We start from the raw sequence: 12725 nt of genomic DNA, 5'->3' as shown, positions 1-12725 counted from the left end.
TCCAGGAGAGAATCCATGACTTCGAACAACGCCAGCGTTATCAAGACCAACCCGATGCGCAGCAGCACCAACAAGATCAAGCTGGGGGTGTTCGCCCTCAATATCGAAGGCGGCTGCACCTTGACCACGGTACCGGAGCGGTTGAAGGCCGCCGACTGGAGCGGCAACCTGGAGATCGCCAAAAAAGCCGACAAGGCCGGCCTCGAACTGCTGCTGCCGGTGGGCCGCTGGCGCGGCTGGGGCGGTGCCAGCGACCCGATGGGCGTGTCCTTCGAGACCTATACCTGGGCCGCCGGGCTGGCCTCGGTCACCGAACAGATCGCCTTGTTCACCACCTCGCATCTGTCCACCGTGCACCCGCTGTTCGCGGCCAAGCAGGCGGCGACCATCGACCATATCAGCGGCGGCCGCTTCGGCCTGAACATGATCTGCGGCTGGTACGGCAAGGAAATGGGCATGTTCAACGGTGGCGTGCAGCTGGAGCATGATCGTCGTTACGACCATGCCGATGAGTGGCTGAACGTCGCGCGCAAGGCCTGGAGCGAACCGGGCAACTTCGACTTCAAGGGCGACTTCTTCAATATCGCCCAGGGCTTTGCCCAGCCCAAGCCGCTCAACACACCGTTCCTGATGAACGCCGGTGGTTCCGAGCGCGGGCGGCGGTTCTGCGCCGAGCATTGCGATGCGGCGTTCCTGATCCTCAAGCACGAGGATGACGACGCCACCATTGCCGCACAGATCAAAGCCTATCGCGACCTGGCGCGCCTGGAGTACGCCCGCGAGTTGCAGATCTGGGTCTACGCCTATGTCGTGCAGAAGGACAGCCTGGAAGAGGCCGAGAAATACCTCGACTACTACGTCAACCAGCACGGCGATGAAGTGGCGCTGGACAATGTCACCTCGGAAATCGGCATCCAGAGCGGCATGTTCGCCAATACCGAGGACGCCGAACGTTTCCGCTTCCACTTCAAGGCCGGATTCGCCGGGGTTCCGCTGGTGGGTACCGCCGAAATGATCACCGACCAGTTCCAGCGCTACAGCGACCTGGGCATCGATGGTATCTGCCTGACCTGGCTGGACTACCAGAGCGGCCTCGACGAGTTCCTCGAGGATGTGCTGCCACGCATGGAGGATGCCGGCCTGCGCCAGTCGCACCTGCGCTCGCGGTTGCTCATCGGTGCAGTCGCATGAGTGCCGTCAGCGCGTTGGCGCGGGCCCCCGAGCATTCCATGGAGGAAACGGCCGAAGACTTCAAACGGGCCATGCGACGCCTGACCAGCACCGTCTCGATCATCGCCACCGGCGTCGGCAGCGCGCGCTGTGGCATGGTCGCCACCGCGGTCAGTTCGTTGTGCACCGAACCACCCTCGCTGCTGATCTGCATCAACCACTCCGCCAGCCTCTATCAACCGCTGCTGAGCAATCAACGCTTCAGCGTCAACCTGCTCGACACCACGCAGAGCGACCTGGTGGGCATCTTCGCCGGCCGGCTCAAGGGCCCGGCGCGCTTCGAGCACGGAGACTGGGACCACGCCGAGGAGTTGCCGTACCTGCTCGACGCCCAGGCAACGTTGTTCTGCCGGGTCGATGCGCGGCTGAGCTACGCCACCCATGAAGTGATTGTCGGTCGGGTTGAAAAGTCCCTGGTCGGCGAACGCATCTCCCCGCTGCTCTGGCAGGACGGCCAACCGGCCAAGTCCCACGCCCTGAACCACTGACACCCTTTGCATACCCTGTATTACCTGGAGGCAACATGAGCAACCCGATCCCTTTCAACGCACCCGGCCATGACGAAAGCCAGGCGATCTTCCTGGTCAATGTCGTGCATGTCTTCGACGGCCAGCAGGACGCCGCCCTCGATGTGCTGCGCTCGGCCGTGGGCTATGTAGCCCAGACCTATCCGTCGTTCCAGTGGAGCCGCCTGTTCAAGAGCATCGACGGCAAGACCGTGATCAACCAGGCGCAATGGAGCAGCAAGGAAGAATTCGACTCGCTGTTTTCCGACGAGCAGTTCATGTCGCGCTATTCGCGCCTGAAAGAGACCGGCACCTGGGAGTTCCACCTGTACCGGGTCAGCGACTACATCCCCGCGGCCACCCTTCCTGCCGCCGCGCTCGCCTGAACCCTCGACAGGCCCGCCATTGCTGGTTCGCGCGGGCCTGTCGAGCGGCGTTTTCCAATCGGTACATCAAGGAGATACACCGTGAGCACTTTTGCTACCCCGCTGACCCGCCTGCTCAACACCGCCAACCCGCTGGTCCTGGCCCCCATGGGAGGGGCTTCGGGCGGACGCCTTGCCGCCGCCGTGTCAAGGGCCGGCGGCCTGGGCCTGGTGGGTGCCAGCTATGGCGATCCGGACTGGATGAAGACCGAACTGGCGCTGATGAGCGACGTCAAGGAACCCTGGGGCGTGGGCCTGGTGATGTTTACCGTGGCCCGGCGCTTCGAACTGCTGGACCTGGCCCTGTCCTATCGACCCCAGGTGGTCGCCTTGTCATTTGGCGACGCGCGCGCCTTCATCGAACCGATCAAGGACAGCGGTGCCCTGGCCATTGTCCAGGTTCACGAGGTCGACCAGGCCCTGGCCGCACTGGATGCGGGGGCTGATGCGCTGATTGTGCAAGGGGCCGAAGCCGGCGGCCACAGCCTGCGCCGGGCCTCGTTTCCGCTGCTCCCGGCGGTACGCGACGCCGTTGCCAAAGACACGGTGCTGATTGCCGCCGGAGGCATCGCCGACGGCCGCGGCCTGGCCGCCGCCCTGCTGCTGGGGGCCGACGGGGCGATGATGGGCACGCGCTTCCTGGCCAGCGAGGAAGCGCTACCCTCCGACAAGCTCAAGCAACGGCTGGTCCAGGCCCGCGCCGGCGATACCGTACGCACCCGGGCCTTCGACCTGGTGCGCGGCATCGAGTGGCCCGAGCAGTACAGCGGCCGCGCGCTGGCCAACGACTTCACCGCGCGCTGGCTCGGCTTCGAGCAAGAGCTGCTGCAGGCACCGCCCAGCGTCGGCGAGGACTACGCCCAGGCGCTGCGTGACGACAACACCGATATCCGCGCCATCTGGGCCGGTGAGGTCGCGGACCTGATCAATGATGTGCTGCCGGCAACCAGCATCGTCGAGCAAACCCTGCGCGGTGCCGAACAGGCGCTGCGCGACGCCCGCAAACTGTTTGCCTGACACGACCCACACGCCCGACTGGAAAGGAATCGATATGAACACTCAAGTACCTGTGCATGTGCAGTTTGGTCAAGGGCCGGAGCTGGCGGTGGTGCTCTCCCCGGTCATGCCGGCCTGGGACGAAGGTCAGTTTTTCGCCCCGCTGACCCAGGCCCTGGTCGCCAAGGGCTACCGCGTACTGATCTTCGACACACTGTCGCTGCTGGCTGATGACGATGAGGACCTGGCCAGCTTTACCCGACGTTGGGCGACAGTGCTCGAACCGCTGGGGCCGATTGCCCTGCTGGCCGGGTCGGCACTGGGCGGCGCGCTGGTCCAGAGCCTGCTGGCCACCGCCGTCGGCGAGCAGACCGCCAAGGTCCTGCTGATCTCATCGCCCACCCGGGCCGACAAGATCCTTGACCGCAGGCTCGGGGCGATGGCCGAGCTCGCCAGCGCCGGCGATGTGGACAAGGCACTGCTGCTGCTCGAACAGTGGGTACTGCCGGCCCACCGCCCGCCGACCACACAGCAGCCCACCTCGGGCAGCCTCGATGACAGGCAGGCCGGTCACCGCCTGGACCGGGGCTTCCGGCTGCTGAGCAAGCTCAACCTGGAGTCCCAGGTGAGCGCCTGGCCGGGCCGTCTGCTGAGCCTTTTCGGCGAGGACTCGCAATTGGTCAGGGCCGCCAATGTCAGCTTCAGCACGTCCACGCGGCACCTGGCCGTCAGCGTGCCCGGTGCTGGCATGCGCCCCTTGCAGGACGATCTGGCCTGGGTGGAGAACAGCGTGCGCAGTCATCTGGGAATCGATCTGGAGTGCCCCGCATGAATGTCTCCAAGACCGCGGCCCAGGCCGCGCAGGCCCGCTTTATCGACGTGCATTACCACGCCGGCCCCGACGCCTATCTGCGGCGCCACAGTGCCTTGCAGGCTGGCAGCCACTACGCCGCCCAGGAAGGCTGGGTGGTGCTCAAGAACCACCTGGGCTGCACCGCGGCACAGGCCTGGGAGGCCCGCGAACAGGGTCTGCCGGTGTCCGGTTCGATCGTGCTCAATGAAATCGCCGGAGGCCTGGACTGGCGGGTGGTGGAGCGCTCCCTGTGCCAGCACGGCGCCCTCGACTTGCGCTTTATCGTGCACCTGCCCACGGTGACCGGGCGTTCCCATACCAGCCGGCTGGCCCGGACGCTCAGCCACCCGATCCTCAGCGAACGGCCGGTGCAACCCCTGACGGTCAGCGATGACAGCGGCCAGTTGAGCGCGGCAACCCTGGACCTGCTACGCATGAGTCGGGACTACCCGGTGGTGATTTCCAGCGGTCATGCCAATCGCCAGGAGGTGTTGCGCCTGGTGGACGCCGCCGAGCGGTTGCAGGTGCCACGGCTGATGCTGAACCAACCGGCCAATCCGCTGACCGGGATGAGTGCCGCGGACTTGCGGGCGCTCGGCGACCTGCCGTGGCTCTATATCGAACAGACCGCCCTGACCTACCTGCTCGGTTATCAAGACGAGGAGGACTTCGCCCAGGTGCTACGGGACCTGCCACGAGTGGTGTATAGCTCCGACCTGGGCCAGACCAGCCAACCGGACATCCGTCAGTGGCGGGACCTCAGCCGGCAGTGGTTCCAGGCATTCGCTCTCGGCCCCGAGCGAATCGCCGCCATCAGCCATGCCTGGCCATTGCAGATGCTCAGCCATTGACGGAACTCTAGATCTGGAAATGCTTGACCAGGGTGTTGAGCTCGGTGGCCAGATGGGCCAGGGACTGCGACGCGGCGGTGGTCTGGTGCGAGCCTTCGGAAGACTGGATCGACAATTCGCGGATATTCAGCAGATTGCGATCCACCGAGCGGGCGACATGGGCCTGCTCGTCGGCGGCGGTGGTGATGACCAGGTTGCGGTTATTGATCTCGTCATTCGCCTCGACGATTTCCGCCAGCGCGGTCTTCGCCGACTCGGCGAGTTCCAGGGTCTGGCGGGTCATGTTGCTGCTGCTGTGCATGCTGCTCACGGCGCTGGCGGTGCCGGTCTGGATGCTGCCGATCATCTCTTCGATTTCCCGGGTCGACTGCGCGGTCCGATGAGCCAAGGCGCGCACTTCATCCGCGACCACCGCGAAGCCGCGACCGGCCTCACCGGCGCGCGCCGCTTCAATGGCGGCATTGAGCGCCAGCAGGTTGGTCTGCTCGGCGATGGTACGAATCACATCGAGCACCTTGCCGATCCCCTGCGCCTGCTCCGCCAGGCCGCCGATCTGCTCGGAGCTGACCTCGACGCCACGGGTCAGCGCGGCAATCGCCGTCACCGCCTCGATCATCCGCTGCTGGCCCTTCAGCGCAATGGTCCGCGACTCCTGGGACAGATCCGAGGTGGACAAGGCGTTCCTGGCCACCTCTTCAATGGCGCTGGTCATCTCGGTCACGGCGGTCGCGGCCTGTTCGATTTCACCATGCTGCTGTTGCAGGTCACGACTGCCCTCGGCCGTCACCGCGTTCAACTCTTCAGCCGCCGAGGCCAGTTGGGTCGACGAGTGGGTGATCTGCTTGAGGGTGGTGAGCAAGTTGCCCTGCATCACCGCCAGGGCCGCGAGCAAGCGACTGGCTTCGTCGTTGCCGGCCGGGTTGATCGGTTGCGTCAGGTCGCCCTTGGCGATGGTTTCCGCGACCTGGACCGCCTCGATGATCGGCACGGTAATACTACGGGTGAGCAGCCAGGCCACCAGCACGGTGCCGACACCCACCAGCAGAATCACCAGGCCGATGCCTGCCACCGCGTTGTCATAGGTGCTCGCCGACTGCTTGCCGGCCAGCTCCGCGCCCTGGTTGGCGTGCTCGATCAGGTCATCGAGGTTCTTGGTCATCTGCTCGTAGGATTCGCGGATGGTCGAAAGGTAGGTGTTGGCACCAGCCTTGTCCCCTTGCCGCGACAGCCTGAGCAACTCCAGGTGATTCTTGGCATATGCCTCCAGGCTGCGGTTGAAGGCATCCAGCCGCCCTTTATCGTCGCCGCTGGTCAGCAAGCCCGCGTAAATCGACATCTGCTCGTGCACGCTTTGCAAGCGCCCGGCCGATTTGTCCTCGTAGACTTTCATGTCCGCGGCACTGGAAGACAGGATATGGGCCATGGAACCCAGGCGGTAACGATCCAGCGAGGCATTCGCCGACGCCAGCACCCGCACCCGCTGCAACCAGTTGTTCTGGATATCGGCGGCCTGGGCCTGGACGTCGCGGATCTGCTTCAACGCGAACAGCCCCAGGAACACACTGAGCAAGGCGATGGCGGCAAAACCGATGAATGCTCGGGGTGCAATCCGGATATTTCTCAACAACATGGGCGGGATCTCGCATTGAACGGGGACGGAAGGCAACAGGCCACGGCAGGATAGCAGGCGATCCCGGCCATCAGGCTATCGGCCTGGCCGTGGTTTTCTTCAGCACCGCGTGGCGACGGAGCGTCTGGAACCTGGAAAGTCACGGGAAAGACCCACCGATTGGAAAGTTCCCCTACTTTTACGATAGTCTGTCACCTTCGCGAAAAATCGCCGTCGACCTCAAATCGGATCCATCGCGCATGAAAATAAGTAGTCCGCTACAGGCAGCAGAAAAAATTCTGCTGGTTGCTCCGCATCGCCTGGGCGATACCCTGTTTGCAACGCCGGGTATTCGCGCCCTGCGCCAGGCAAAACCACATGCTCAGATAGATGCCGTGGCGTTGTCGGGGCTGTCCCATGAATTACTCGCCCATAACAGTTGCATCAACACGCTGTACTCCGCCAAGGAACGCCCCATTGCCGAACTGGCCGCCGAGTACGACGCGGTATTGCCTCTGCAGAACATCAACAAGGTCACCGAGTATCTGAAAGATATCCCCGGGGTATTGATGCTGCCGCGTTATGAAGGCGCCTTTCATTACTCGGAAAACTTTTATCGCTTTGTGCTCCAGCAGTTGCCATCAGCCGCCGAATTTCCAGCGGGCCCCTATGAGCTCAATGTCAATGCACAGGACAAGGCAGACGCCGATCGGTTACTCAAGAGTATCCCTGCGGCCCCTGAACCTTTTGTGATTGCCTTGCACATGGGTTGCCATCAGATTTCGAAAAAGGGCCAGCGCTTCTTGTACAAGCTGTTTCCTTTCCTGATGACCAAAGACACGCGGAGCTGGTCCTTCAAGCGCTTTGATCAACTGGTACAACGCCTGGTGAGGCAGCACCCTGCTGTCTATGTCGTGCTCACCGGCTCAACCAGCGAAGCTTTTGCGGCCGACGCGCTGAGCGCCCATCCGCATATCCTGAATCTCATCGGCAAGACCAATGTCGGCCAGCTCGCGGCGGTCCTCCAGCGTTGTCAGTTACTGCTGACCGGCGATACCGGCCCGATGCACGTCGCCTGTGCGGTGGAGCGACCGATGGTCCTGCTCTGTGGGAAAACCGATCCGGCGCAGACCGGTCCGTACCCCATGCACGCCCATCACAGCATCATTCGAAAAGACGGCATGGACAATATTTCGGTGGATGAAGTTTATCAAGCCGTTACCCGCTATCTGCCGCAGGCCTCGACAACAAGGGCTTCAGTCACTACTCCGTCAGCGCTGGCCTGAGCTTCGCGAAAGAGCAACGCCAGTACTACGCAACAAGGGCCTGAAAAGGCCCTTGTCGTCTATGGCACACTCAGCGTTTGAGCTTGCGCTTGTTGCGGTATTGGTCGATGACCACCGCGATCACGATGATCAGCCCCTTGATGATGTCCTGGATATAGGCATCGACCCCGACAAAGGTGAAGCCGCTGGCCATGACCCCGAGGATCAATGCGCCGATCACCGTGCCGGTAATGCGCCCCACCCCACCGGCCAGGCTGGTACCGCCGATCACCGCGGCGGCAATCGCATCCAGTTCGTAGGACATGCCCATGCCCGCCTGCCCGGTGGCGGCACGGGCCGACGCGACCACCCCGGCCAGTCCCGACAACAGCCCGGCGATGCTATAGACGATCACCAGATGGCGCTTGACGTTGATCCCGGAGGTGCGCGCCGCCTGCATATTGCCGCCGATGGCATAGGTGTACTTGCCGTACTTGGTGTAACGCAGGGCGATATGGAAGATCACCGCCACCACCAGGAAAATGATCACCGGCATCGCGCCGTGGCCGATAGCCGTATAGGAATCCGAGAGCATGCTCACCGGCTGGCCTTCGGTGTAGTAACGCGCCAGGCCACGGGCCGAGACCATCATGCCCAGGGTGGCAATGAACGGTGGGATCCCGGTGATGGCAATGATGCTGCCGTTGATCGCCCCCGCCAGCAGTCCCACCCCGAGCCCGACAATCACCGGGATCCACACCGGCAGGTCGGTCAGCGACGGAAACACCGCCCGGGCGAAGTCCGAGGTTTGCGCCAGGCTCGCGGCGATCATTGCCGAAAGCGCCAGAACCGATCCCGATGACAGGTCAATACCGGTGGTGATAATGACCTGGGTGACGCCAATCGCCAGCAAGCCGATGATCGACACCTGCAGGATCATCAGCACCAGCCGCTGGGAGTTCAGCAGGAAACTCTGGTCGCGCACGATCCAGCCGAACAGCTCGAAGACCAGGCCAATGCCGATCAGCACCAGGAAGATGCTCAGTTCGGTGGGCAGGCGCCGGCGACTCTTGACCGACACCGTTGCCGGCTTGTTTTCCAGTATCACGTTCATAACCACTCACCCTTCTATCGCGTTACCGACGCGGACTGCCGCCGCCGGCCCCTGTTCGTTGAACATCTAGTGAACCGCGGTCATCCCGGAGGCCAACTGCATGACCCGTTCCTGGGTCGCCTCGCCACGGTCGAGGGTGCCCATCAGGTCACCTTCGTGCATGACCATCACCCGGTCGCTCATGCCCAGTACTTCCGGCAGCTCCGAGGAAATCATGATCACCGCCATGCCTTCGCTGGCAAGGTAGGCGATCAGCCGGTAGATCTCGGCCTTGGCGCCGACATCGATGCCACGGGTCGGCTCGTCGAGAATCAGAATCCGCGGGTTGGTCATCAGCCACCGGGCGAGCAAGGCCTTCTGCTGGTTGCCACCGGACAAGGTGTCGATGCACTGTTCCAGGGACGGGGTTTTCACCCGCAGCTTCTTGCACATGTCTTCGCACAGGGCGCGCAAGGCTTTCTGCTGGATGAACCCGTTGCCGCCGACATAGTGCGGCAGCACGGCCATTTCCATGTTTTCCATGACCGACAGGCACGGGAACAGGCCACTGAGCTTGCGGTCCTCGGTGAGCAGGGCAAAGCCCTTCTCGATGGCCAGGTGCGGGTCGCTGATCCGTAGCGGCTGACCATCGAGGCGGATTTCCCCGCCATCGCTCGGGGTGATGCCGAACAGCGTTTCGGCGACGTTGGTCCTGCCCGAGCCCATCAACCCGGCGATACCGAGGATTTCGCCGGCATGCAGGTCGAACGAAACGCCCTTGAAGATACCCTCCAGGCGCAGGTCGCGGACCGACAGCAGCAGATCGCCGATCGGCTTTTCGCGCACCGGGAACAACTGGCTCAGTTCACGCCCGACCATCATCGAGATCAGGCTGTCGCCGTCCATGCTGTCGGCCCGCTGCAGGCCGATATAGGCACCGTCGCGGAACACCGCCACTTCATCGGCGATGGCGAACACTTCGTTCATTTTGTGGGTGATATAGATGATGCCCTTACCCTGGGACTTGAGGTCGGCAATGATCGAGAACAGGTGGGCGACTTCCTTGTCGGTGATGGCCGAGGTCGGTTCATCCATGATCAGGATGTCGGAGTCGTAGGACACCGCCTTGGCGATTTCGACCATCTGCCGTTCGGCGATGCTCAGGTTACCGACGTGCTCCTCCGGGTCGAGGTCAATGCGCAGCCGTTCCAGCAGTCTTGCCGTGCAACGATGCATTTCCCGGTGGTCGATCATACGGAAGCCGTTGAGCTGCTCGCGGCCGATCCAGATGTTCTCGGCGACACTCATGTGCGGCATCAGGTTGAGTTCCTGATGGATCATCGCGATCCCGGACTGCAAGGCGGCCAGCGGCGTGTCGAAGATCACCGGTTTGCCGCGCAGACGCAGCTCACCGGCGTCCGGCTGGTAGATGCCGGCGATGATTTTCATCAGGGTGGATTTGCCGGCGCCGTTCTCGCCCATCAGGGCCAGCACCGACCCCGGGCGCACCCGCAGTTGTACATTGGACAGGGCCACGACTCCGGGAAACCCCTTGCTGACGTTGACAATCTCCAGCAGGTACGGCTCATCGACAGGTATGGCGGCTGGCTGGATACCCACCAGCGGGTTGCTCGAAGCAGTCGCTGAAGCGAACATGATCAGATACTCCATCAGCAAGGCGAACAGTGCGACCTTGCTTGCTTATTGTTGTTATTGAACGGACTGACTATTTGAACTGAGCAACGTTTTCCGGGGTGATCAGGCGATACGGCACCCACACCGCCTGCTCGACCGGTTCGTGCTTGGCCATCTTCACCGCGGCATCGAGGGAACCGACCGCCTGGCCCTTGGCATCCTGGAACACCGAAACCGCCATATCGCCTTTTTTCACCGCGCGCAGGCCATCGGGGGTACCGTCGACACCGGCAATCAGCACACTACCCTTTTTCACCCCGGCCTGCTCCAGCGCCATGGACGCGCCGATGGCCATCTCGTCGTTGTTGGCGACCACGGCATCGAATTTGCGGCCCTGGGTCAGCCAGTCGTTGACCAGGGTCATGCCCTTGTCGCGCAACCAGGTGCCAGTCTGCTCCTGCTCGATCTTGATGCCCGGGTACTTGGCCAGGACCTCCTTGACGCCCTTGGTGCGATTGGTGGTGGAGTTGTTGGCGAGGTCGCCGAGGAGGATCACGATATCGCCCTTGCCGTTCATTTTCTCGGCGAGGTACTGCATCTGCATCTGCCCGGCCTCGAGGTCATTGGACGCGACGGTGGTCACCCCCTTGGGCAGGTTCAGGTCATCCGGCCGGCGGTTGACATAGACCAGGGGAATCCCGGCCTTGACTGCCGCATCGGTGATTTTCCTGGTCGCGGCGGTGTCCACCGGATTGACGATGATGGCGTCGACTTTCTGGCTGACAAAGCTCTCCACCTGGCTCAGTTGCTTGACCACGTCGCCGCGGGCGTCTTCGAACTGCAGTTTCACCCCGTCGGGCATGGACTTGGCTTTCTGGTCCATGGATTCACGCAGGTAGGTCAGCCAGGTGTCATCGAACTGCGACATGCTCACGCCGATCTTCATGTCGGCGAAGGCGGCACCGCTGGCGAGCATCAGGGACAGGGCAAGGGAGGTAAAGCGGATCTTGGTTTTCATGAAAAGTCTTTCTCCACATTCTTGTTGGTTTTATGGATCAAACGTGACTCTTTCAGTGACCGGCAAGCAAAGGATCGTCAGCCATCGACAACCTGAAATCGACTTTATTGGAAAATAATTTCCATATCAATCTGTTTTAGAAAATTATTTTCTTTTTCAGTTTTCAGCCTTATCGGCAAAGCTCGCGGGTGACGCGTTCGAGCATCATCCGGTTCGATTCGTTGCCTTAGCCATAGAAGTACGGACGTTCCGGCAGCGCGATGCGGACAATCGCCCCACTACCCTGGGCTTCGATACAGGCATCCGCCGCCACCGCCGCCGCCAGGCCATCCCACGCCGACGGGCCACCAACCTGGCCGACACGCACGCCGTCGATAAACGCCTGCAACTCAACGTCATAGGCGGCGATAAAGCGGTCTTTCCAATCCATCAGGATCGCGTTGGACAACTTGGCGCCGCTGCGCAACTGCACTTGTGAAGGTTCCGGCAACTTGGCGATGCCGGTTTCACCAACCACTTCGCACTGGATGTCATAACCGTACTGGCAGTTGACGAAGACCTCGACGTCGATGCGTGTGCCCCGGGCGGTTTCCAGCAGGACGATCTGCGGATCCTTCAGATGGGCATGAGCCTTGCTGGTCTTGCGCGGGAACACCACCTGCACAGACACATAGTCGTCGGCCAGCAGCCAGCGCAACACGTCCAATTCATGGATCAGGGTGTCGGTGATGGCCATGTCGGTCTTGTAGTTCTCGCCCACGCTCGGGTTGCGATGGGCGCAATGCAGCATCAACGGCTCGCCAATCTGGCCGCTGTCGATCACCGCCTTGAGGGCCCGGTAACCTTCATCATAAGGACGCATGAAACCGACCTGTACCAGGCGCTTGCCGTGGGCCACTTCGGCAGCGACGATCTTGCGGCAGCCCTCGGCGGTGACCGCCAGCGGCTTCTCGCAGAACACCGGCTTGCCGGCCGCAATCGCCGCCAGCACAAACTCCTCATGGCTCGGGCCCCAGGACGTGACCAGGAGCGCTTCGACTTCAGGCGCCTTGATCAGCGCGTGACCGTCCGGGTAGACCTCGGCGGTCAGTTGCAGGTCGGCGACCACCTTGGCCGCCTGTTGCAGGTTGATGTCGGTCACCGCCACCACCTGGCTGTTGAGCAGGGTCTTGCTGCAACGACGAATGTGATCCTGACCGATGGCACCGGTGCCGATGACACCTAGCTTTAAAGACATGGGAAAA

12 protein-coding genes and 1 pseudogene are annotated in these 12725 nt (G+C 62.4%); 7 read left to right on the top strand and 6 right to left on the bottom strand.

What is annotated here, in order from left to right; genetic code table 11:
- Positions 1-15 precede the first annotated feature (15 nt).
- The 6 genes from M5B96_RS16360 to M5B96_RS16335 all read left to right on the top strand — a co-directional run bounded on the left by M5B96_RS16360 (position 16) and on the right by M5B96_RS16335 (position 4861).
- Positions 16-1191 (top strand): LLM class flavin-dependent oxidoreductase, encoded by a 1176-nt coding sequence (locus tag M5B96_RS16360; protein ID WP_248797775.1) that lies wholly within the window; start codon positions 16-18, stop codon positions 1189-1191.
- On the top strand, positions 1188-1718 hold the full coding sequence (locus M5B96_RS16355; protein WP_248797774.1) for a flavin reductase family protein: 531 nt from the start codon (positions 1188-1190) through the stop codon (positions 1716-1718). The genes M5B96_RS16360 and M5B96_RS16355 overlap by 4 nt, the downstream gene beginning before the upstream one ends.
- Positions 1719-1753: 35 nt before the next feature.
- The gene (locus M5B96_RS16350) at positions 1754-2122 is read left to right on the top strand and encodes an antibiotic biosynthesis monooxygenase family protein (RefSeq protein WP_248797773.1); all 369 of its coding nucleotides are present in this window, start codon (positions 1754-1756) and stop codon (positions 2120-2122) included.
- Between the two features lie 81 nt (positions 2123-2203).
- Positions 2204-3178, top strand: a complete 975-nt coding sequence (locus M5B96_RS16345) for a nitronate monooxygenase (RefSeq protein ID WP_318654843.1) — start codon at positions 2204-2206, stop codon at positions 3176-3178.
- A gap of 34 nt (positions 3179-3212) precedes the next feature.
- On the top strand, positions 3213-3989 hold the full coding sequence (locus M5B96_RS16340) for an alpha/beta hydrolase (protein ID WP_248797772.1): 777 nt from the start codon (positions 3213-3215) through the stop codon (positions 3987-3989).
- Entirely contained in the window at positions 3986-4861 is an 876-nt protein-coding gene (locus M5B96_RS16335; protein ID WP_248797771.1) for a DUF6282 family protein, read from the top strand. The genes M5B96_RS16340 and M5B96_RS16335 overlap by 4 nt, the downstream gene beginning before the upstream one ends.
- 7 nt (positions 4862-4868) lie before the next feature.
- Here the strand turns inward: M5B96_RS16335 and M5B96_RS32745 are convergent, their stop codons facing one another.
- Positions 4869-5732 carry a methyl-accepting chemotaxis protein gene (locus tag M5B96_RS32745; RefSeq protein WP_412548614.1) on the bottom strand — a complete coding sequence of 288 codons (864 nt, stop codon included), beginning with the start codon at positions 5730-5732 and terminating at the stop codon, positions 4869-4871.
- Positions 5727-6491: pseudogene (locus M5B96_RS32740) on the bottom strand (MCP four helix bundle domain-containing protein); the annotation flags it as partial. The pseudogene M5B96_RS32740 and the gene M5B96_RS32745, both read right to left, overlap by 6 nt.
- 239 nt (positions 6492-6730) lie before the next feature.
- Here M5B96_RS32740 and M5B96_RS16325 point away from each other — a divergent pair.
- Positions 6731-7756, top strand: a complete 1026-nt coding sequence (locus tag M5B96_RS16325) for a glycosyltransferase family 9 protein (protein WP_248797769.1) — start codon at positions 6731-6733, stop codon at positions 7754-7756.
- Between the two features lie 70 nt (positions 7757-7826).
- Here the strand turns inward: M5B96_RS16325 and M5B96_RS16320 are convergent, their stop codons facing one another.
- The 4 genes from M5B96_RS16320 to M5B96_RS16305 form a co-directional block, all read right to left on the bottom strand.
- Complete coding sequence (locus M5B96_RS16320; protein ID WP_248797768.1) at positions 7827-8849, bottom strand: ABC transporter permease; 1023 nt, start codon at positions 8847-8849, stop codon at positions 7827-7829.
- A gap of 66 nt (positions 8850-8915) precedes the next feature.
- Positions 8916-10484: a sugar ABC transporter ATP-binding protein gene (locus M5B96_RS16315; RefSeq protein ID WP_248797767.1), complete on the bottom strand. Its 1569-nt coding sequence runs from the start codon at positions 10482-10484 to the stop codon at positions 8916-8918.
- Between the two features lie 70 nt (positions 10485-10554).
- Positions 10555-11481 (bottom strand): sugar ABC transporter substrate-binding protein, encoded by a 927-nt coding sequence (locus M5B96_RS16310; RefSeq protein ID WP_248797766.1) that lies wholly within the window; start codon positions 11479-11481, stop codon positions 10555-10557.
- 226 nt (positions 11482-11707) lie between these two features.
- Complete coding sequence (locus M5B96_RS16305) at positions 11708-12718, bottom strand: Gfo/Idh/MocA family protein (RefSeq protein ID WP_248797765.1); 1011 nt, start codon at positions 12716-12718, stop codon at positions 11708-11710.
- Positions 12719-12725: the final 7 nt, after the last annotated feature.

The organism is Pseudomonas sp. MWU13-2105 (genome assembly GCF_023242315.1).
Taxonomy (GTDB): Bacteria; Pseudomonadota; Gammaproteobacteria; order Pseudomonadales; family Pseudomonadaceae; genus Aquipseudomonas.
The sequence above is the reverse complement of the archived record's forward strand: the minus strand, read 5'-3'. Positions and strand labels throughout refer to the sequence as shown.